At 71.2% G+C, this 20,161-nt stretch carries 20 protein-coding genes and 1 pseudogene; 12 read left to right on the top strand and 9 right to left on the bottom strand.

The genetic code is table 11. The annotated features are described in order from the left end of the window. Nucleotides 1–47: 47 nt before the first annotated feature. Entirely contained in the window at nucleotides 48–287 is a 240-nt protein-coding gene (locus JD77_RS24795) for a winged helix-turn-helix domain-containing protein (protein ID WP_145776394.1), read from the bottom strand. A 314-nt stretch (nucleotides 288–601) separates the two neighbouring features. On the opposite strand from JD77_RS24795, the gene JD77_RS24790 reads away from it, so the two are divergent. Together JD77_RS24790 and JD77_RS24785 are read left to right on the top strand one after the other, a co-directional pair. Further along, entirely contained in the window at nucleotides 602–880 is a 279-nt protein-coding gene (locus JD77_RS24790; protein WP_246140915.1) for a DivIVA domain-containing protein, read from the top strand. Between the two features lie 2 nt (nucleotides 881–882). Then, a complete protein-coding gene (locus tag JD77_RS24785; protein WP_145776393.1) occupies nucleotides 883–1,092 on the top strand; it encodes a hypothetical protein in 210 nt (69 codons plus the stop codon). A 74-nt stretch (nucleotides 1,093–1,166) separates the two neighbouring features. On the opposite strand, the gene JD77_RS24780 is transcribed toward JD77_RS24785, so the two are convergent. The 3 genes from JD77_RS24780 to JD77_RS24770 all read right to left on the bottom strand — a co-directional run bounded on the left by JD77_RS24780 (nucleotide 1,167) and on the right by JD77_RS24770 (nucleotide 3,755). After that, complete coding sequence (locus JD77_RS24780) at nucleotides 1,167–2,702, bottom strand: plasmid pRiA4b ORF-3 family protein (protein WP_211372659.1); 1,536 nt, start codon at nucleotides 2,700–2,702, stop codon at nucleotides 1,167–1,169. Between the two features lie 80 nt (nucleotides 2,703–2,782). Further along, nucleotides 2,783–3,007 (bottom strand): hypothetical protein, encoded by a 225-nt coding sequence (locus tag JD77_RS24775; RefSeq protein ID WP_145776391.1) that lies wholly within the window; start codon nucleotides 3,005–3,007, stop codon nucleotides 2,783–2,785. 43 nt (nucleotides 3,008–3,050) lie between these two features. Further along, nucleotides 3,051–3,755: an ArsR/SmtB family transcription factor gene (locus tag JD77_RS24770; protein WP_145776390.1), complete on the bottom strand. Its 705-nt coding sequence runs from the start codon at nucleotides 3,753–3,755 to the stop codon at nucleotides 3,051–3,053. A 65-nt stretch (nucleotides 3,756–3,820) separates the two neighbouring features. On the opposite strand from JD77_RS24770, the gene JD77_RS24765 reads away from it, so the two are divergent. Continuing rightward, complete coding sequence (locus tag JD77_RS24765; RefSeq protein WP_145776389.1) at nucleotides 3,821–4,444, top strand: flavin reductase family protein; 624 nt, start codon at nucleotides 3,821–3,823, stop codon at nucleotides 4,442–4,444. Nucleotides 4,445–4,638: 194 nt separating this feature from the next. Then, complete coding sequence (locus tag JD77_RS24760) at nucleotides 4,639–5,553, top strand: hypothetical protein (RefSeq protein WP_145776388.1); 915 nt, start codon at nucleotides 4,639–4,641, stop codon at nucleotides 5,551–5,553. A gap of 264 nt (nucleotides 5,554–5,817) precedes the next feature. Here JD77_RS24760 and JD77_RS24755 read toward each other — a convergent pair whose 3' ends face one another. After that, nucleotides 5,818–6,072 carry a hypothetical protein gene (locus JD77_RS24755; RefSeq protein WP_145776387.1) on the bottom strand — a complete coding sequence of 85 codons (255 nt, stop codon included), beginning with the start codon at nucleotides 6,070–6,072 and terminating at the stop codon, nucleotides 5,818–5,820. 111 nt (nucleotides 6,073–6,183) lie between these two features. On the opposite strand from JD77_RS24755, the gene JD77_RS24750 reads away from it, so the two are divergent. From JD77_RS24750 to JD77_RS24740, 3 genes are read left to right on the top strand one after another with little or no spacing between them, the layout of a single operon-like run. Further along, a complete protein-coding gene (locus JD77_RS24750) occupies nucleotides 6,184–6,393 on the top strand; it encodes a hypothetical protein (protein ID WP_145776386.1) in 210 nt (69 codons plus the stop codon). Nucleotides 6,394–6,443: 50 nt separating this feature from the next. Further along, nucleotides 6,444–6,743: a hypothetical protein gene (locus JD77_RS24745; protein WP_145776385.1), complete on the top strand. Its 300-nt coding sequence runs from the start codon at nucleotides 6,444–6,446 to the stop codon at nucleotides 6,741–6,743. After that, the gene (locus JD77_RS24740) at nucleotides 6,740–7,144 is read left to right on the top strand and encodes a hypothetical protein (RefSeq protein ID WP_145776384.1); all 405 of its coding nucleotides are present in this window, start codon (nucleotides 6,740–6,742) and stop codon (nucleotides 7,142–7,144) included. Before JD77_RS24745 ends, JD77_RS24740 begins: the two co-directional genes overlap by 4 nt. Nucleotides 7,145–7,558: 414 nt before the next feature. On the opposite strand, the gene JD77_RS32995 is transcribed toward JD77_RS24740, so the two are convergent. From JD77_RS32995 to JD77_RS24725, 3 genes are all read right to left on the bottom strand, one after another. Further along, complete coding sequence (locus JD77_RS32995) at nucleotides 7,559–14,215, bottom strand: hypothetical protein (RefSeq protein ID WP_211372658.1); 6,657 nt, start codon at nucleotides 14,213–14,215, stop codon at nucleotides 7,559–7,561. A 930-nt stretch (nucleotides 14,216–15,145) separates the two neighbouring features. Beyond that, the gene (locus tag JD77_RS24730) at nucleotides 15,146–15,610 is read right to left on the bottom strand and encodes a hypothetical protein (protein ID WP_211372657.1); all 465 of its coding nucleotides are present in this window, start codon (nucleotides 15,608–15,610) and stop codon (nucleotides 15,146–15,148) included. A 216-nt stretch (nucleotides 15,611–15,826) separates the two neighbouring features. Further along, nucleotides 15,827–16,195 (bottom strand): hypothetical protein, encoded by a 369-nt coding sequence (locus tag JD77_RS24725; protein ID WP_246140913.1) that lies wholly within the window; start codon nucleotides 16,193–16,195, stop codon nucleotides 15,827–15,829. Nucleotides 16,196–16,494: 299 nt separating this feature from the next. On the opposite strand from JD77_RS24725, the gene JD77_RS24720 reads away from it, so the two are divergent. The 5 genes and pseudogenes from JD77_RS24720 to JD77_RS24695 all read left to right on the top strand — a co-directional run bounded on the left by JD77_RS24720 (nucleotide 16,495) and on the right by JD77_RS24695 (nucleotide 19,797). Next, a complete protein-coding gene (locus tag JD77_RS24720; RefSeq protein WP_145776383.1) occupies nucleotides 16,495–17,241 on the top strand; it encodes a lysozyme in 747 nt (248 codons plus the stop codon). A gap of 98 nt (nucleotides 17,242–17,339) precedes the next feature. Further along, on the top strand, nucleotides 17,340–17,750 hold the full coding sequence (locus tag JD77_RS24715; RefSeq protein ID WP_145776382.1) for an ArsR/SmtB family transcription factor: 411 nt from the start codon (nucleotides 17,340–17,342) through the stop codon (nucleotides 17,748–17,750). Then, nucleotides 17,751–18,389, top strand: a complete 639-nt coding sequence (locus JD77_RS24710; protein ID WP_145776381.1) for an SRPBCC family protein — start codon at nucleotides 17,751–17,753, stop codon at nucleotides 18,387–18,389. It begins immediately after the preceding gene. A 240-nt stretch (nucleotides 18,390–18,629) separates the two neighbouring features. After that, nucleotides 18,630–19,172: pseudogene (locus JD77_RS24700) on the top strand (NADAR family protein); the annotation flags it as partial. A gap of 109 nt (nucleotides 19,173–19,281) precedes the next feature. After that, a complete protein-coding gene (locus tag JD77_RS24695) occupies nucleotides 19,282–19,797 on the top strand; it encodes an NUDIX domain-containing protein (RefSeq protein WP_145776380.1) in 516 nt (171 codons plus the stop codon). Between the two features lie 19 nt (nucleotides 19,798–19,816). Here the strand turns inward: JD77_RS24695 and JD77_RS24690 are convergent, their stop codons facing one another. After that, nucleotides 19,817–20,098 carry a hypothetical protein gene (locus JD77_RS24690; RefSeq protein ID WP_145776379.1) on the bottom strand — a complete coding sequence of 94 codons (282 nt, stop codon included), beginning with the start codon at nucleotides 20,096–20,098 and terminating at the stop codon, nucleotides 19,817–19,819. Nucleotides 20,099–20,161 lie beyond the last annotated feature (63 nt).

The following is a 20,161-nucleotide window of genomic DNA, read 5'->3' as shown; positions in this document are numbered from 1 at the left end:
TGGGACAGCGCCACCCGTAGAGCCCGTGTCCGTAGCCGGGCGGCTACCTACGGCTCACGCATCCAGGTTTTCGGGTCGGTGATGAAGACGCCCTTGCCCTGGTGTCGCCGAATGACGCGCAGCGCCTCCAGCCGCACATAGACCATCTGGATCGTCGATGAGCTGACCTCGAAGCGGTCAGCCATCTCCGCGATCGACGGTAACTTGTCCCCCGACTGCACCTTTCCGGTGTGCAGGTCGTTGATGATCTCGTTTGAGATCCGGATGTAGTCCGGTGTCTGTGGCATGGCACTCCTCGCGTGGCACGCCAATTTGATCACGACACGCACTCGCTGGACAACCAAGCGTTGCTTTCCGCAACTTAGGCATATATGGTTGATCACGAGCCGCTCCTCGCGTGGCAACGAGATCGGCTCATCCCCCTGGTCGGGGCGGGTGTGCGTGCCCGTCCCGACCCACCGGACTGCTCCGCTGTCGTACCGCCGAACTGGGCTGCGGTGGCGGAGCGGGCGGGCCGTCCGCGCCGGCATGCGGACGGCCCGCCCTTCCAGACCCACCGCTTCACCCCTCCGCGCCCTCGCCTGCTCCGGAAAGGATCGTCGTGGCCCAGGTGTATCGAGGTGGCCAGCTCTACGGGACCGGTCGCCCGGCCCGCATGACCCCGCACGAGGTGCGCAGCCGCGCGTTCGACCCGCGCCGCCGGGGCTTCGACCCCGACCAGGTACGCGAGTTCCAGGCCCGGGTCGCCGACGAGCTGAACGACCTGCACCAGCAGGTACGGAGGCTCAGCCAGGAGAACGACCGGATCAAGCGGGCGCTGCGCGACTGGCAGACGATGCACGCCCGCGAGTGCCGCCAACCCAACGAAGGGCCCTGGTAGCGGTGCGGCCCCGCCCCGGCGACCTGCTCCGCATCGACGGCCGCGCCTCGGTGCAGTTCGCCGGGGACCGCGCCCTGACCTTCCGCGTCGTCTCGGTCTGCGACCGCCCGACGTACGCCGGCTGGGTCTGGCTGACCGGCTACGTCCTCGACCGGCGCGGCAACGCAACCGTCAAGCGCGAAATCTACGTCCAGCTCGCGGGGCTCGGTTGAAGGTTGGCGGTTGAGCGGCGTTGTCGTCGGCGTGTCGGGTCGCTGGGCCGTCAACGATCATGAGCGGCTGGGTACTACCGCTGCTGCGGCAGGGCTGCGGTCACCGCCTTCGCGTCGAAGCGGGCCGGGTCGAAGTCCGTCGGGTCGTCCAGGCCCAGCCAGTCCAGCCTGTCCCGGTGCTCCGGGTGGGCGGGGTCGCCGAGGATCTCCACCAGCTCCGCGTACCCCCACACTCCGCCGCAGTCCTCCGGCGGCGCCGCGCGCCGCCCGCCGACACAGCGCGGGTACGTCACCGACGGGTCCCGGTCGAGGGTCTTCTCCACGACGATGTCGTGTTCCCAGGAGTCGCCGAAGTCGTACGTGTAGCGCAGCTTGTCCCCGACGGCGGGGGCGACCTGCTCCAGGGTGACCCGGGACGCGGCGCGGTGGCCGAGGTCGGCGTCGGGACGACCGAAGCTGCCGTACGCGGTCTCGAAGACGTGCAGGTGGGTGTCGTACCAGTCGAAGGCGACCTGGATCAGCTCGTGCAGCCGGGCGAGACTGACGTCGGCGGGCACCTCGAGACGCCGCCAGATCGGCGGGCGCGCGCCCCGCAGGCCCACCTTGATCTGGTAGATCGGCGCCGGCCCGTCCGACTTCTTGCGCTTCGCCGGCAGGCCGGCGGGACGGCGCTGGGCCGGCAGGGCAGCGCCGCGCCGGGGCTGGGCCAGGATGTCGAGCAGCGCGGAGATCGCGGCGATGTCCGGTTCGCCGTCGCGCGGGCGAGGCCGCTTGCGTCGGGGCGCGGGGAGCGCCCGCATCCGACTGCGCAGCAGCAGGGCCAGGGGCGGATAGGCGGGGCCGTCCTCGTCGACGAGTTCGTCCAGCGGTTCGGGGTCGACCTCGTCGTGCTCGGCGCGGGCGTCCAGCGCGTCCTCCACGGCGCGGCGGAAGTCCGCCGGCCGCAGCTTCTCCTCCGTGACGTCGACGCCGCCGGCACGCAGGTCGGACAGGAGCGACTCCCGCGCCTCGTCCCACTGGTCCGCGTCGATCGACAGGATCTGGCTGGCGGCACCACAGTCGCAGTCGTCCAGGAGAACGAAGACAGCATGCCGCCGACCGGCCCGCTGGAACCTGCCGGCCAGCAGGAACGTCAGTCCCTCCGGCCCGGTGAAGCGGCGGCACTCCTCCACCCTGACCGGGGCTTCCAGCTCGGCGAGCCAGGGCGGCGCGGGTACGCCGGCGGCGGCGAGCCGGCGGGCCGCCTCCGCGGCGACCCGGCTGACCTCACCTTCGGTGATCGCGGCGATACCCGCCAGCATCGCCCGCGCCTCCGGGGTGGACTGCGCCTCGAACCGCGGCACGAACAACTGCAGCAACGCCTGGTCGAAGTCGTCGCCGAGGGCGGTCCCGATCGCCAGCAGCATCGAGGCGGCGATCTCCAGCTCGAGCGGATCCCGCAGGGCGTCGATGTCGACCGACTGCGCAAGTAGGTCGGCGAGCTGCTCCGGCTCGGGCAGGGCGCCGGTGCAGTAGGGGCAGTCGCACTCCTCCGGCGCGCCCACCACGGCGAGCGGCGCACCGCTCCGTACGGTTCGCTTCTTCCCGTTGCGGCGTCGATTACGGCTCACTGGACTCACCCGGGCAGTGTGTCGCATCCGACGGGCCCATCCAAAACTGACGTGCATTCAGGCCTCGGCGTGTCGGGGCTTCAGGAGGAAGTGGCGGCGCTGCGGTGGGCGTTGACGACCCAGGCGTCCGGCAGGGCGATCCACTCGTTGTCGCCCACCCGCACCACCTCGCCGAGCCCGTCGGCGTAGTCGAGCAGGGCCGGCGCGGCCGGGGTGTCGGGTGCGTCGTCCTCTCCCGCCTCCAGGGCCACGAGCAGCCGGTCGCCGTGCGGCTGGGGCCTGCCGTCGACGTCGCGCGGGCGCACGCGGGGCCACCGGCCGCGGCGGGCCCGCCACCGGCCAAGCGCGTCAGGCGAGATCGGTGATGTCCAGGTGTTCGGCCAGGGCCTGCCGGCCGGCGGTGGTGACCTTCACCGCGCGGCTGGTGCCGATGCGGGTGATCCATCCGGCGCCGAACGCGTGGTCGCACAGCGCGGCGCCGGCCGTTCCCGCCAGATGGGGTCGACGTTCGGTCCAGTCGAGGCAGGAGCGCAACACCGGTCGTCGGCGTGCCCCCTCCTCCGGCAGGGCGATGCCCAGCTCCGTCAGCCAGGCCACACCCCGGCTGGTCAGGGTCAACCCGTGCTCCCACGCGAGCATGCCCTTGACGGTCATGGCGTCGGCCACGGCCACGGCGACGGCACCGGCAAGGTGGTCGTAGCAGGTGCGCGCGTGTGCCAGGGCGCGGCGCCGGTGCGCGGCGGACAGCGAGCGCACCGGCTGCGGGCGGTGCCCCGCGGCGGCCGCGATCGCCTCGATCAGCGACGCCAACTGCGCGTCGGCGAGTCGCAGGTAGCGGTGCCGGCCCTGGCGTTCCTGCACCGCCAGTTCGCCGGCGACGAGCCGGCCGGCGTGCTCGCTGGCGGTGGAGACCGCCACGCCGGCGTGCCGGGCCAGCTCGCCGACGGTCCAGGCGCGTCCGTCCAGCAACGCGAGGCAGAACGCCGCGCGGGTACGGTCGGCCAGCAGCGCCGCCCACGCCGCCACCGCCGCACTGCCGCCCTCGGGATCCACCCGCCCATCATGACGCACGGTCACTTCGGCGGGCGCCGAAGCTTGACGCCCGTACGGTCGGCCACGTGAAAACGATCAGCCCGGACGCACACGTCACGATCAACCCCAAGATCTTGTACTTCGGCACCCCGGTGGTGCTGCTGAGCACCGAGAACGCCGACGCCAGCGCGAACCTGGCCCCCATGTCCTCGGCGTGGGCCCTTGGCCACCTGGTGGTGCTCGGCCTGGGCCGGGGAGGCCAGAGCGCCCGCAACCTCGCCACTCGGCCCGACATGGTGATCAACCTTCCCGCCGCACACCAGTGGGAGGCCGTCGAGCGCCTCGCTCCCCTGACCGGCCGGAGCCCGGTGCCGGTCGAGAAGCGCGACCGCTTCCGATACGAACCGGCGAAGTTCGAGGCCGCCGGTCTCCGGCCGGCACCGTCACAGCACGTGCGGCCCCCACGGGTAGCCGACTGTCCGCTGCAGTTGGAGGCCCGCGCCGCGCGCATCCACCCCGACACCACCGGAGAGCATCTCATCGTGGAAGCTCACGTCCTGGCCGTGCACGCCGACGCCCGCATCGTCGTGCCGGGGACCGACCATGTCGATCCGGCGTCCTGGAACCCGCTGATCTACAACTTCCGCCACTACTTCGGCCTCGGAGATCAACTCGGGCGCAGCTTCCGCTCGGAGACGCCCACGAGGTGACTGCCGTCGTCCCGCCGACGCGCGCGGGACACCGCGCGGCTGCCGGTGGTGGCGCCCCGGCCTTGTTAGCGTGGGGCGACGTTCGTCACCGTCGACACGTCCCGGCTGGTCCGCGCCGACGGCGCGACACCCCCTCGACCAGTCACCCGCCGCCGCGGAGTGGCACCGGCTGACGGTGCGCAGGAGGGGTGACATTGACCGACGCGTCGAGCGGGAAGGCGAGCCCGCAGGACGGGCCGCCACGGTGGGTCGACCGGGGCCGGCAGCTGGCCCGGCGCGCGGGTCCCCGCGCGGTGACGGTGCTGCGTACGTCGTGGGCGCGGCTACTCCCGCTGCTGCGCAGGGTGCGCGGGGCGATGGAGGGCAGCCGGGCGTCTCCCCCGCCCGACGAGATTTTCGAGCACCGGGAGCCGTCCGGCCCGATCAGCGTCGCGGCGAAGGGACACGTCTTCACGTTCACCGTCCGCGCCGTGTTCACCTGGTCGGCGGCGGGCCTCGGGCCGGAGGCGCTGATCTGGTACGCGCGCCACTTCATGCCCGCGGCAGTCCAGCGGCTACGACGCGCCGCCGCGGAGCGGGCGCGCCACGTCGCCCCGCACCGGGCCGGCCAGTTGGAGGCGGCCCTACAGGCGGCGCTGGACGAGGAGACCCCGTGGCGGTACGACCGGGCCGGCGTGACGGTGCGGTGCCGGGTGGAGGTGGCGGTACGCCACGACGACAGGGTACGGCAGGCGCTGCGGCCGCACTGGGAGCGCCTGATCGAACTGGAGCACCAGTACGAGTTCTACCTGAAGCGGGCCCGGTACGCCGAGCAGCTCAGCCGGCGGTGGATGGCGATCCTGGACGAGATGGTCGACGACCCCGCCGGCGGCGAGGAGGCCCGGACGGTCGACGAGGAGTTGTCCCGGGCCCGGCGGCACATGGCCGCGGAGCAGCGGGCCGCCGCGCGGTGGACCGGGGACCTCCTGCGGGACCGGCGGCGCTTCGACGGGATCTTCGAGCCCCTCACCGCCATCGACATCGTCCCGCCGCAGGCGTCCAGCCCCGCCCGGGGCACGTCGGGCCCCGCCGCGCAGGCTACGTCCACCGAGTCCGGCTCCACCACATAGGCGGTTCCACCGTGATCGTCTGATGCGGGTAGCCCTGCAGGTCGCGGACGAAGGCCAGCCCCTGCGAAGTCGACGCGTTCCCGCTCGGCGTAGACGTCGAGGTACATGACGCGCCCCTCGACGCTGACGCGGAACTGTCGCCAGAGCCGGGGCATCCCCGGGCCGGTGAAGACGTGGTCGTGACCCCCACACCTCCAGCGGACTGCGGCAGCCGGCGGCCAGCCGGTGCAGCAGCGTACGCAGGTCGGCCCGGCGGGCCAGCCTCTACGCGGCGGCGAGCGCGGTGCCGACCCGCGCCGGCGTGGTCAGGCGCTCGTTGATCGCCCGGATCAGCGGGGCGGGACGATCGGCGGCGGGCAGCACGGGCCAGGCGTCGACCAGCGCCCGTTCCAGCCGGACGGCGGGCAGGCCGTCGCGCAGCAGCGCATCCGGGAACTCCGGCCGGAAACCCCGACGGTGGTGCGGCACCAGCGCCGGCCGGGTACGCAGACCCGACGCCGCCGGGACGTCCAGGTGCACCGGCTCGTCGTCGGGTTGCCGGCGAACGCCCCAGAGGTGCAGGGCGGTGGACTCCCTCTACCTGCACGCCGCACTTCCCACCGGTACGTCACCAGACAGAAGGCAGAGATCGTGACCGACATCGACAACGCCGCGGCGACGTACGACCAGGACCACCGGCGGCTTCCCGGCGGCGGGTTCACCTGCGAGCGGCCGGACTGCACCCACGTCAACGGCCGAGCCGAGCTGATCGAGCGCGACCGGGCGCAGGAACTGGCCGACGTCGGCCAACAGCCCCCGACCTCGGTGTCGGACCGCACGCCCGGCCCGGCACCCTTTTGAGTGCGTGACGTCGCTGTACGTGATGGTGTGACAGAAGTAGCCTGATCAGTATGACAAAGCGTCGAGTGACCGTCTCCGTGCCCGAGGACGTGGCCGAGACCCTGGAGCAGCAGCCCAACGCCTCCGCGTACGTCGCCCAGGCCGTCCGCGATCGCAGGCGCATGGACGAGTTTCGTGCGCTGATGGCCGATGCCGGGGTTCAACTCACCGAGCAAGGCATGGCCGAGGCCCGCGCCCACCGGCTACAGGTGCAGGCCCAATGGCCGCACGAGCGCTACGAGGCCGTACGCGAGCGGGTGCGCCAGCACATGCAGGATGAGGCGGACGACGCCAGCCGGTCGGCCGCGTGAGCACCGAGGACGAGCAGCGCCCGCTCGCGCTGGTGCTGGACCGCTCAGCGCTGCTGGCCTACCCGTACTCGATCCACGTCGGGGAACCCATCGGTGAGGTCATCACCGATGGCCAGCGCTTCGGCATCACTGCCGTTACCGCCGCTGAGGCCCTGGAGCTGGCCGCCGACGCGAAGCACAGGAAACACCTGTACCGGCTGCTCAGCCACGACTCCTGCGCGCGGCTGCCCACCCGGGGTGAGTCGTGGCAAGAGCTGTCCTACTGGCGTGGTCTCACCGGCCGCGTCGACCTGGCCGCCACGGTGATGGCCGCCCTGGAGCATCGAGCCTCGATCCTGACCAGCGAGGGCAGCCGGTACGGGCCCGAGGGGCACCTCCCGATCATCCATATGCCCGCCTGATCGCAGGCCCCAGCAAGCCAAGAGTTCGACGAAGCACCCGCGCTTGGTACCCCCGAGCGCGGGTGCTTCGTCGTTGGCCTAGCCGTAGCTTCCAGCCCGAAAACAACAGGGATGGCCTTGGGCTGGTTCGGCCGGATGATGTCCGTCTGATCCAACTGTCATCAAACGCTGTGGTCGACTCGGATCGGCCTGCATTGGATCGGGGGGGTCGGATTCCCGTGGTCGGGAGTGATCCATTGGCTCCGTTCCGTACCTGTCGTCAAATGGTCCTCTGCCGACAGAGACATCCGGGGCGAATGCCGCATGCCCGGCCAGACACTCAACCCCGCGCCCTAAAGATCAACTACAGTAAATGATCCCCGGTGACATGAGCGTTAGGAAACCCCTAAGGCCCGTGAAACTCAAGAACTAAAACTAAAGCAGAAGGTGTAAACCAAATGGCAACTCAAGACCTTGACCCGTTCCGGGTGGCGGTGGAGGGGGCGGCGGCGCCGCCTCCCGCCAATATTTCCCGACCGATTCTTGGCTGATCAGTTTGCCGGATAGTGTGGCTACCTCATCCTCGGTGTAGGGGTGGCCGTCGGGGGCGGTCTTACAGCCCTGTGCCCAGGCTTTCACCCATGCGGCCATTCCCGGCCCCAACTTCCCCTGTTCGTCGGGGGTCAGGGATACCCGGTCGGGGAGTTCACCCTTTTCTTCCAGCGTCTTCAGGTATGCGCGGAGGGTGGCGGACCCGTCCTTGCCGGGCCGCCAAGTGACCACGTGATCTGGTGGTGGGGGCAGCGACGGCGCCGCCTCCAGCCAATAATTCCCGACCGATTGCCGGGTGATCAGTTTGCCGGATAGTGTGGCTACCTCATCCTGGGTGTAGCGGTGGCCGTCGGGGGCGGTCTTACAGCCCTGTGCCCAGGCTTTTACCCATGCGGCCATCCCCGGCCCCAGCCTCCCCTGTCTGTCGGGGGTCAGGGATACCGGGTCGGGGAGTTCACCCTTTTCTTCCAGCGTCTTCAGGTATGCGCGGAGGGTGGCGGGCCCGTCCTTACTGGGCCGCCATGTGACCACGTGATCTGGTGGTGGGGGCAGCGGCGGCGCCGCCTCCCGCCAATATTTCCCGACCGATGTCGGGCTGATCAGTTTGCCGGATAGTGTGGCTACCTCCTTCTGGGTGTAGGGGTGGCCGTCGGGGGCGGTCTTACAGCCCTGTGCCCAGGCTTTCACCCATGCGGCCATCCCCGGCCCCAGCCTCCCCTGACTGTCGGGGGTCAGGGATACCCCGTCGGGGAGTTCACCCTTTTCTTTCAGCCTCTTCAGGTATGCGCGGAGGGTGGCGGGACCATCCGTGCCGGGCCGCCAAGTGACCACGTGATCTGGTGGTGGGGGCAGCGGCGGCGCCGCCTCCCGCCAATAACTCCCGACCGATACCTGGTTGATCAGTTTGCCGGATAGTGTGGCTACCTCCGTCTGGGTGTAGGGGTGGCCGTCGGGGGCGGGCTTACAGCCCTGTGCCCAGGCTTTCACCCATGCGGCCATCCCCCGCCCCAACTTTTTCTTTTTGGGCAGGGATACCCCGTCGGGGAGTTCACCCTTTTCTTCCAGCTCCGCCATGTACTCGCGGAGGGTGGCGGGCCCATCCTTGCCGGGCCGCCAAGTGACCACGTGATCTGGCGGTTCTGGTAGTGGCGCCTTGGTGGTGGAGGCCGCTGGGGGCGGCTGCGGTGTGGGGTGCGGGGTTGCCGATTGGCCGGTACGGATCGGTGTGGATCGCGTGTGCGGAGATGCCGGGCCGGACGTGATCTGAGTGTCGGGGTGGCCCAGTGCGACCATCCTGGGATACCCGGGTGCGAAACCATAGTTGTCGTGGAACCCCGACGCGGCCGAGGCCAGGGTGATGTTGACCTCGTACACCTCGGACATCAGGCGTAGCAGCGCCCCCTGGAGGTGGGGAACGGACGTCCCGCGCGTGTCCAGGGCCTGCCGCAGCCGGTGAACGTCCTCCGGGGACAGGCCGTTCTCTTCAGCGAAGTCGGTTCTGTCGATGATGAGGTCGAACTCCGCCTGCAGACTACGGCGCACATCCTCAGCACCTGGCAGCCCCATCACGCTGGAGAATCGCGTGAACAACCGGTCCCACTCGTCTGACCGCGGCAGCTCGGCCGGCACCGATGGTAACGGGACAGCAGCGGGAACAGCGGCGTTGTAGTGGTTGTGGTGGGTGGGGTTCGCCGGGTCGGCCGCGACGTAGTACAGGTCGACCCGCCGGCCGTCCCGCGGCCCGAACACCGCCACCGGGCTCACCCCCCGCCCGGTGCGCTGCAACACCGTGATCCGGCTACCGGTGGCGTGGGCCAGCAACGGCAGCAGGAACTCCCCGCCCGGCCCGGCCCACCGACGGTCCCAATTGGCCACCGTGTCGACGACCTCGGCAAACTCGTCCGCCTCGAGCGGCCCGTCAGACGTGCTCAACACGTGGGCCAGATAGTCACGGGCCGGCTCCGGCGCCAACAACGCCACCGGGAAACCCCGGCCGCGCCCGTTGACGAAGTCCAACTGCTCCTGCGGCACATCTGTCACTGGGCCTGGATTTTGCTTCAACCCGATCAACTCCGCACGCGCCTCGTCATACCGCTGCCTGATCCGCCCCGCATCCAGGAAAGCCGCCTCGGTGACAACACGGCCCGCCGAGACGCCCTGGTCGCCGAGACGATCACTCAGCCGCGCCAACACCTGCCCATCGCTGAGCTCCCGCACCTGCCGCCACGGCTCCCCCTGCGGCAGATGCCGCCGCTGCACCACCACATCGGCCGGCAACCCCCCGAAACGGGTGTCCAGGTACGACACGACATGGGCCTGCAACAACTCGTTCACCCGCGCCAACTCAGACCCGGCCGGCACCACGCCAGCCATCCGCCCCACACTGACGCGCACCCGCTCAGGACCGGACAGCCACTCATACAGATCCGCCGGCAGCACCCCTGCCTGCGCCAACACGTCCCGCACCCACACCGGATCAGCGACAACGAACGCCGACAAAACGCAATACCCATCAGCCGGCACCGCGAACTCCAACACCGGCCGGCCAACCCCATCCACACCATCCAGATCCAGAACCAGATCCGGGTCCAGGTCCAGAACAAGATCCAGGTCCAGGTCCAGAACAAGATCCGGGTCCAGATCCAGATCTGGGTCCGGGGCCGGGTCCGGGGCCGGGGCCGGGGCCGGGTCCGGCATCGATAGATCCTGGGTGAATGCCGGGTTAAGAAGCGCCGGGTCAAGAGAAGACAGGTTGTGATCTTCCGTATCCCGATCGTCCGGCGCGGTCACGTCGTCCCCCACCACCGACGGCGCCCACGCGACATCCACCTCCGGCACCCCAGACGGCGGGTACAAAGAATCGACCTGTTCGGTGCCGTCCGGTGGCGTCCACCCCCAGCCGGGCGGCAGCGCCGACAGTTCCACCCCTCCCGGACCTAGACCCACACCCAGGTCCGGGTCCGGGTCCAGGTACGGCATCCACAGATCCTCCACGAATGCCGGGTCAAGAAGTTCCGGGTCAAGATGAGACGGGTCGTGGTCTCCCGCATCCCGCTGTTGCGGGACCGCCACGGTCGCGTTGTCCCCCACACCCAACGGCACCCACGCGACATCCACCCCTGGCATTCCGGACAGCGGGGACTGGACCTGTTCGGTGTCCTGCAGCGGCCCCCACTCGACGAGCTTTGGTGTGTCCAGATCCATCCCATCCAGATCCGGGTCCCACACGTTCTGAAATTCCTGATCACCAGACGCCAGGCCAGGACCAGGCGGATCGCCGTTGCCCGCTGGATCGGATGGCAGTCCGCCGCTTGAAGAGTCGGCCGGGTCGGTGGAGGTGGTGAGCATCGCGTGGGACGGGCCGCGTGGCGGGCTGGTGGAGGCGAGCAGGAACGCGCTGGTGTCGGCGCCGGTGCCGGTGCCGGTGCCGGTCGTGGTTGTCGGTTGCGGATGGCCGGTGGTCTGGCCGAGCAGGTCGGTGATGGTGGCGGGTCGACCGTTCCCGTCGAACGCGGCCACCCGGGTGCTGAATGCGAACAGGTGCCGCAGCCACGGATCACGTATCGGGTCGTCCGGCTCGGGTCGGTCGGCGGCGCCGGGCAGCAGAGGGTCCCGCACCCGGATCCTCGGCGGCCCGGACTCCTGCGGCCGGCTGTGGAGGGCGAACACGTGCTGCGGTTCGTTCGGTGGCGCGGCCCTGACCACGACCATCGACCCCGGCGCCGTCCGCAACGCGGCCAGCACGTCTTCTCCCGCGACCCCGTCGGGGTGGGCGACACGCTCGGGCACCGTGTCGAGGATCTCCATCAGTTGCGGCCAGCCCATGGTGGGCGCGAGCCGGCCGTCCGGTCCGATGATCCGGTCGTCGAACACCGCCCGGTTGCCCAACCGCTTGTACACGGTGTGGAACACATCGAGCGTGGCCGCCACGCACCACCACAGGTCACCGCTGCCGGCACGCGCCTGCTCCGCAGCGGCCCAGTTAGCGGCCCGCTGCCCGGACCCGAACGGCGTGAGATCCTGCCCAGTCGCCGCGGCAGCCGGCTCGCCGTGCCTGCCGGGGCCGCCACTGACCGGTCCGTCCCGCAACGACACATCCCGCCACGAACCCGCGTCGCTGAACGAACCCGCGTCGCTGAGGCCGTGCTTGCCAGGCACCCCGCCAAGCGACTCGTCCGGCAAGGACACGTCACTGATCGACATGGTGTCGCGGGTGTCGAGGTTGCTGAACACGTCATCGCTGGACACAGACATGTCACTGGCGGTGGCGTTGTCACGGCCGCCGGCGCTGACGTTGTCACGGCCGCCGGCGTTGGCGTCGTGGTGGATCGGCGTGCCATCGGCGGGGAAGGCGGCGCCAGCGGGCACGGTACTACCGGCGCTGGCCGCGTCCGGGGTGCCAGGCGTCCCCGCCGTGCCGGGCGCGCCGGACGTGGCGCTGCCGGCGGCCTCGGCGAGGACCTGCTGGTACCGGTCCTTCCATTCCTGTTGGAACGACCCGGCGAGGATGTCGTGACCGGCCGGATCCAGGCCGTACCGGTGGGCCAGCGCGGTGAACTGGGCCCGCGCCAGGCCGGCCGCCGCCACGGTGTGCTGCTCGGGCGTCACCGGCACCGTCGGCGCGCCGGTACGCCCGCTTTCTTCAACGTCGAGGGTAGCCACACCGGCGGCCGCTCCGGTGACGCCGGGAACGGCCGCGGCCGAGAAACGGGCGGGCAGGTCGACGACCACCTGCCGGACCACGTCCGCCACGGCACTGACCTGCGCGGCGTCGGGACCGGCCACCACAGCGGGCACCACGGCCGGCAACACGGCGGGGGCACCGAGGATCGCATCGAGGCTTCGGTCCACCCAGTTCCGCGTTTCCCTCTCGACCACCTCGACCGCGGCGGCGGACGGCACCCCCGCCCCGGCGCCTGCCGGCACGCCCGCGCCCGACGACGTGCCGGGGCCTGTCGGCGTGCCGGCGGTGAGGTGCTGGTCGATGTGGTGTTGGACGGCCAGGTGCGCCAGCGAGCGCAACGCCTGCCGGTCGAACTCCGCCGGCAGCCCGGCGACAACCTGCTCCGACCACACCCCGGCCGGGACCTGCCCACCCGCGGACGCCAACGCCTCGGCCATCCGGGCCACCGCCCGCTGCCGGACACCCGTCAGATACCCCTCGGTCAGCGCGGCAGCGGGCAGACCGACCGCGGACAGGAAAGCCGCAACAACCCGATCACCCCGCCGGGCGTCGACCCACCCGGCGAAAACCCCCTCGACCGGTATGGCGAGCGCGGCCATGCTCTTGCCCGCCCGAGCCACCCCGGCCAGCAACCCACCGTAACGGTCCACCAGATCCTGCTGGAACCGATACCACCGCTCGACCACCGGCCCACCCGCTGCCGCGACCCACGCCGGCACCGGCGCAGCCGGCACCGACAGGCTCGGCACCGACCACGACGGCACCGACAGGTCCAGGTGCAGCGCGGGCAGGTTCAACGCCGGCAGCGGCGGGGTGGACGGTGGGGCCTGCCCGCCGGCACCCACAGCCTTCGGATCGTCGACCCCGCTCTGGTAGCCCGTGGACGTGTCCCCACCCACCGGTGTCGGCCCCACCGGCATGACCGGCCTACCATCCCACGTGAAGTCGGGGCGAGGCACCCGCACCCGGGGCAGGTTCACGGCGCGATTCAAGACGAGCCCGAGCCCGCTCGCGGCCGATCCCCCTCCCCCCGAAATCGCCCCGGAAATTGTGTCCGCAGCAAAATTATCGGGGTCGAACTCGAGCTTCCGGTCGACCATCGCGGTGGCAAACCAACCGAGAATTCCCTCCGTGCCGGCCTCCAACACCGGCCGCGTCAACAGATCGGTCAACAGCATCTTGGTCGTGTCCGACAGGCCGAGTTTGCTGACCGCGCCCGCGACAGCACCAGCGGCCTTGCCCAACGCCGGCCCGCCCGCCGTGCTCAGGAACGCCACCGCCCCCGCGTACGCCGCCTGCTTACCGACCGCCGACCAGTTCACCCCCGACTGCAGACCATCGGTCATCATCGACACCTGCGCCAGCAGCGCAGAACCCGGCATCGTCAGCATCTGCATCGCCGTGCTACTCGCCGCCGACCGCACCAACGCCGAACGCAGGACCACCTGGATGATCGTCCGCGCCTGGGCGAGGTGTGCCGCCGCCCCCACGGGATTCCACCACCACATCGCGGCGGCGGCGGCGAACTCGGCCTGCATGAAGGAGAACATCGCCACCGTCGTACGCTTGCCGGTCTCCGTCTCCAGGAAGAACTTCTTCTCCGCCTCCACCACGGCGAGCATCAGGTCGGCCGTCTCGGCCATCTTCCCCACGAACGGAGCGGTCTGCGCCACGAACCGGTCGAAGGCCTCACCCTCCCCCGCCTGCCGGACCGCCCTGACCGTCTGCTCCAGCAACGGACCCAGCACCGTACGCACCCGATGCTCCAGCGTTTCCAGCGTGCCGATGTCATCCCACAACAACGGCAACCTCGCCCGGGACACCCGCACCCCGGTGAACGCTTCCAAAGCCCGCATCGAGCTCTCACTGAGCTCAACGGTCGAAAAAGCGGCGGCGACCAACGCGCAACGCTCCTTCCCCGCCCCCGAACCAAACGCACCCAGTACGGATCAGCCAGCCACGCGGACCGCCCACCCCAGCCCCGACCACCTCGCCGGCGATGGCATCGCCACCCCGTCGCCCACCCGGCGGCCAAAACCCAACACCTCGCCCCACGACCCGACCGACGCCCACCACCACCGACAGTGTTGATCGCCGAGAGCCACGCACCCCTCACCGCAAAGTGACGGTAGTCGACACCGGCGACACCAGCCATCCCCACCCACACGTGCGCCACCACACACCCACACCCCCGCGCCGGGCCCCGGCGGGGCCTCACCCCGACCCGAGCCGTCGAGCAGGCCCACGCCAGATCAGACCCACCACCTGATCGACCAACCCGCAGCGGTACTTCGAGGCGTTGGGGCCCCGGCGCAGCAATGCGCTGGGGCTACCCGACGACGGCGACGGCGACGGCGACGGCGACGGCGACGGCGACGGCGAGATCGATTCATCAGGTACCGAGTACCACCAGGCGAGTGTGTACTGCGTCGTCACCGGACCAGACCAGTAACGCACCGCTGACTCCAGCGCCGAACAGCCCGACCCACTCAACTGGAATCTCCTCGACCTCGACAAGCCCCGCACCGTCGGCTGACCCACGCACTGCAGCGGCCCGAGAGCAGCAGCTCGCTCTCGAGCCGTTCCGGCGCCTGCCCCATCATCTGAAACTTGCATGTGCTGCCGATCCGCGCGGCGGTCAAGTCGTAGGCGACGCTCAGGTCCGTCACGAGCAGGACCCTCGCCGCCGCCGCGGCAGCCGCCGCCGAACGGGACACCGCCCGCACCGCCCCGGCCGAGTCCGAGACCCCGCCGACCTGGACGGGGCGGACCGTTTGGACGCTGGATCAGTCTCTTGGCCGACGGCCGCGCGGTCGGTCCGCAGGCAGGTGAGCATCCAGAGCTGCCACCACCACCTCGGAGCGGGTAATGCGGCCACCCAGCGACCGAGGACCCGCGCCGATCTGCTGCTGGACCCATCCGACCAGGGTGTCCACCACCTGCAGCTCACCGGCCAGAGGCCGGATCGGCAACTGCACTCTGCGTACCTTTGCCGTCTTGCCACGCTGCGCTGAGGTACGCCATGGGAACAGCTCACCGGCGTCTGCGGCAGCCGGCCGGCGAGCTTCGGCGACCAGCCGGGGTAGATCGGCCAGGTGCGCGCGGAGCGCGTCGAGAACAAGCTCGGTGTTGCTGGTCGAGTTGCGCCATGCTCGCTCGAACCGGGCCATCAGCGGCGCCGGGACGCTGAGGACCGTCGGGCTGACCGCCAAGGCGGCGGGATCGTCCAGGTCCACCGACAGGTCCGGCATCCCGATGGCGCGGGCACGGCCCGTTGACGCCTCCTCCGGCGAGGGCGCGGACGCTGCCAGCGCAGGAGCGGCGGGAGCAGCCTCGGTGCGGCCGGCGCCGGACGCCGGCGGTTCCTCGGTGGCCCCGGGGGCCGCGGGGCCGGCTCAGCCCGGGTGGCGGGGCGGGGCTGGCTGATTCCGTGTCATCAGGCACGCGCGGGCTGGTCGCCGGCGCGGTCAGCGCCGACACCGCCGAGGTGCGATCAGCGCTGCGAGGTCTTCGTACTCCTGGGCGACCTTCCCGGCCTCGCTGCTGGGCACCGGCCGGCCCTTCGCGGTGCCGGCCCGAACCTCCCACCACTTCGGGCCCTCCACCTGCTCCAGCTCGTGCACGAGCTGGCCACGGTCGCGGCAGGCTTTGGCGACCGACGGCATGTAACGGATGACGGAGTTGAAAACCAGGGCATCGGTACCGGCGGCCCGCAGGTCTTCCTCCAGTTCGCGGCGTACCTCCCGCCGCTGCCCCACCTCGTCGCCCTTGCGGTTGACACGGTACTGGAACCCGAACATGGCCACGCCGAGCAGCTCCAGTTGCTCGTTGATCACCGGGGATGACGTCCAGCCATGGACGAACGTCGCGGCAGCCGGTGCGGCACCGTCCCTGCCTGCAAGGCCGTCATCAGGCCCTTGCCGTCGCCCCGCGAGCGCGGCCCCTCCGTCCGCCCACGTCAGCGGAGCAGCAGACGATCAAGTCCGCACAGGTGGAATCGCATCCACATACGCAGATAGAGAAAGATAATCTTCGATGCATGTCTTGAAACTCAGCTTCAGGATGTGAACAAATGGTGGCAGTTCCTTTCGTCGCTCCCCGTGTCGCCCCGGCGACCAACCCCCTGGGAGGAAAGATGAACAGTCCCCTGCACGCGGTGGCCCGCGCCGCCGCCACCGCCCTGGCCGCCATGGTCGCCGTGGTCGCCGCGACCGCCGTCGCCCCGGCCCCCGCCAGCGCCGCCCCGGCCGGCCTGCCCGGCATGGACGTCTCCAGCTGGCAGGGCAACGTCAACTGGTCGGCCGCCTGGAACAACGGCGCCCGGTTCGCGTACGTCAAGGCGACCGAGGGCACCGGCTACACCAACCCGTACTTCGCCCAGCAGTACAACGGCTCGTACAACGTCGGCATGATCCGCGGGGCGTACCACTTCGCCCTGCCGAACCAGTCCAGCGGCGCCACCCAGGCCAACTACTTCGTCGACCACGGCGGCGGCTGGTCCAGGGACGGCAAGACCCTGCCCGGCGCCCTGGACATCGAGTACAACCCGTACGGCGCGACCTGCTACGGGCTGTCCCAGGCCTCGATGCGCAGTTGGATCGCCTCGTTCGTCAACCAGTACTTCGCGCGCACCGGACGGTGGGCCACGATCTACACCACCACCGACTGGTGGACCACCTGCACCGGCAACACCTCGCAGTTCGCCGCGAACAACCCGCTGTGGATCGCCCGGTACGCCAGCACGGTCGGCGCCCTGCCCGCCGGCTGGCCGACGTACTCCTTCTGGCAGTGGGCGGACTCCGGCGTCTTCCCCGGCGACCAGAACGTCTGGAACGGCAGCCTGGATCGGCTCAAGGTGCTGGCCTGCAACGGCCCCTGCTGAGGCGCCCGCCGGCCTTCGCGCCGCCGCGGCGGTGGGCCCGTCCACGGACGGGCCCACCGCCGCGGCGTTCTATAAGCCGGGTCAGATATAAAGGTGCCATGCACGCCTTCGATGTGCTGGGCGAGCCGGTGCGGCGGCGGATCCTGGAGCTGCTCGCCGGCGGCGAGCGCAGCGCCGGCGAGGTCTGCGCGGTGATCCGGGAGGAGTTCGGCATCTCCCAGCCAGCCGTGTCCCAGCACCTGAGGGTGCTGCGGGACAGCGGCTTCGCCACCGTGCGCCCGCAGGGCACCCGGCGGCTGTACACGGTCAACCCCGAGCCGCTGCGCGAGGTCGAGGACTGGCTCGGCCACTTCCGCCGGTTCTGGGCGCAGCCGCTGGACGCCCTGGCCACCGAGCTGACCCGCGGCCGGCGACAGCGGCGGCTGGCCGAGGACGCCGCCGCGGCCGAGCGCCGCCGGGACGGCGGCTTCGACGACGGCGGGAACGCCCCCGAGGAGAGGACCGGTTGAATGGACGTCACCCATCAGATCGCCGCGGTGGAGCGCCGGGTGGGCAGCCGGGTGCTGCCGGCCGGCGAGGCCCGCGTGCTGACCATCTCCCAGGCGTACGACGCGCCGGTGGCGGACGTCTGGGACGCCTGCACGGACCCCGACCGGATCCGCCGCTGGTTCGCGCCGGTCAGCGGTGAGCTGCGGCTGCACGGCCGCTACCAGATCGAGGGCAACGCGGGTGGCGTGGTGCAGCGCTGCGACCCGCCGGAGAGCTTCGCCGCCACCTGGGAGTACGGCGGCGAGGTCAGCTGGATCGAGGTGCGGCTGACCCCGGAGCCGGGCGGGCGTACCCGGTTCACCCTGGAGCACGTCGCGCACGTCGACGACGAGAGCTGGGCCCGGTTCGGCCCGGGCGCCGTGGGCATCGGCTGGGACCTGGCGCTGGTCGGGCTGGCCACGTACCTGGGCGGCGGCACCGGCGGCGTCACGCCGGAGCAGGCGGACGTGTGGACCAGGTCCGACGCGGGGCGGGAGTTCATGCTGAGGAGCAGCCAACTCTGGGGCGAGGCCAGCGTGGCCGCGGGCACCGACCCGGCCGAGGCCGCCGCAGCGACCGAGCGGGTCACGGCCGCCTACACAAAACCCCCGCCGCCCTGACCCCACCCCACCCCCACCCCCACCCCCGCCCTGCCCCGCCCCCACCCCACCCCACCCCCGCCCCACCCCGCCCCCGCGATCTTGCACTTGGTGCCCCGACATAACGGATGTAGCGGGCATATCGAGGGCCGAAACTGCAAGATCGCGCGAGGACGGGGCGGGGCGGGCGGGCGGGGCGGGGGCGGGGTGGGGGCGTAAATTCCGCGGCGGGATGTCGGGGTGCGGGGCAGAATTTCGCGCATGTCTGTCCGATCCGTCGCCGACCTGATTGCCGTGCGCGCGTCCGGCGGCAAGGTGAAATACCTGCATTTCTGGGGCCACCGGCCGCGGCGGGACGGTTCCGTCGGGTCCGGCTGCCTGAGCCAGTGGTGGCCGGCGCCGTTCACTGTAGACGGCCGCACGTTCGACACCGCAGAGCACTGGATGATGTGGCACAAGGCCACCCTCTTCGGCGACCACGAGGTGGCCGAGCGGGTCCTGACCGCCGGGCACCCGCAGCGCGCCAAGGCCCTCGGCCGCCAGGTCGAGGGCTTCGACGAGGCGGTCTGGGCCGCCCGGCGGTACGACATCGTGGTGGCCGGCAGCGTCGCCAAGTTCGCCGCACACGACGACCTGCGGGCGTTCCTGCTCGGCACCGGCGACCGGGTGTTGGTGGAGGCGAGCCCGGTGGACCGGGTGTGGGGCATCGGCCTGGCCGCCGACCATCCCGACGCGGCGGACCCGGCCCGGTGGCGGGGCGCCAACCTGCTCGGCTTCGCCCTGATGGACGCCCGGGCGGCGCTGCTCGCTGCCGAGCCGGCTCCCACGGGACTGTGCGGGCGGCGGCGCGACCACGCGATGCCGGCGGCGGTGCGGTCGACGGCGGAGGCGGGCGGGCCGGTACGGTTTCGGCGTGGCCGGCCTGCCCTACTCCCACTGCTCCTACTGCGGTGCCGCGTACCCGTCGGCCGCCGACTGGCCCCGCGTCTGCGCGGCCTGCGGCCAGACGGTGTGGCGCAACCCGCTGCCCGTCGCGGTCGCGGTGCTGCCCGTGCGCACCGCCACCGGCCTCGGCGTCGTCGTCGTCCGCCGGGACATCGAGCCGGCCCGCGGTCAGCTCGCCCTCCCCGGCGGTTTCATCGAGTACGGCGAGGGCTGGCGCGAGGCCCTGGTCCGCGAGCTGCGCGAGGAGACCGGGCTCGTCGCAGCGGCCGGGGAGGCGCAACTGTTCGCGGTGCACGGCGCGCCGAGCGGCGGCACCATGATGGTGTTCGGGACGCTACCGGAGCGCGCGGCTGGGGAGCTGCCCCCGTCCGCGCCCACGGAGGAGGCCACCGAGTGGCTGGTGCTCACCGAGCCGGTGGAGCTGGCGTTCTCCACGCACACCCAGGTGCTCGCCGAGTTCCTCGCCAAGCAGCCCGGGGCTTGATTTCCGGGCTGCTGCCTCGCTACTTCATGGACCGGAGCAGCCCGAGTTCCGGCTCGAGCGCGCCGGGCTGGCCCAGCGACAGGAAGTCCGCCTCGACCGCGGCCCGCTCCAGCGCCCCGGCCCGCCGGTCGAAGGCCGCCAGCGCGGCCGCGCCCGACGGTGGCAGACGGTCGAGGAACGGCGCCCCCGGCCGGGTCTCCGCCGGCACGGTGACGGTGGGCCGGCCGGTGAACCACCTCGCGGGATCGGCGTCGAGGTCGCGCTCGACGTACCCGGTCAGACCATCAAGATTGAGCGTCACCGGCGGATGCTAGCCGCGACGTCCGACACGTCCTCGAAGGACGGTGCGGAGGGGCCCTTCCCG

This window comes from Micromonospora olivasterospora (assembly GCF_007830265.1).
GTDB lineage: Bacteria > Actinomycetota > Actinomycetes > Mycobacteriales > Micromonosporaceae > Micromonospora > Micromonospora olivasterospora.
This window is presented reverse-complemented; position numbering and strand designations above follow the sequence as displayed.

Bases quoted from the DNA above. Each gene is read 5' to 3' on its own strand.
- JD77_RS24715 (WP_145776382.1), top strand. From the start codon at position 17,340: ATGCACGCCTTCGATGTGCTGGGCGAGCCGGTGCGGCGGCGGATCCTG.
- JD77_RS24795 (WP_145776394.1), bottom strand. From the start codon at position 287: ATGCCACAGACACCGGACTACATCCGGATCTCAAACGAGATCATCAAC.
- JD77_RS24710 (WP_145776381.1), top strand. From the start codon at position 17,751: ATGGACGTCACCCATCAGATCGCCGCGGTGGAGCGCCGGGTGGGCAGC.
- JD77_RS24720 (WP_145776383.1), top strand. From the start codon at position 16,495: ATGAACAGTCCCCTGCACGCGGTGGCCCGCGCCGCCGCCACCGCCCTG.
- JD77_RS32995 (WP_211372658.1), bottom strand. From the start codon at position 14,215: ATGCGGGCTTTGGAAGCGTTCACCGGGGTGCGGGTGTCCCGGGCGAGG.
- JD77_RS24730 (WP_211372657.1), bottom strand. From the start codon at position 15,610: ATGCCGGACCTGTCGGTGGACCTGGACGATCCCGCCGCCTTGGCGGTC.
- JD77_RS24745 (WP_145776385.1), top strand. From the start codon at position 6,444: ATGACAAAGCGTCGAGTGACCGTCTCCGTGCCCGAGGACGTGGCCGAG.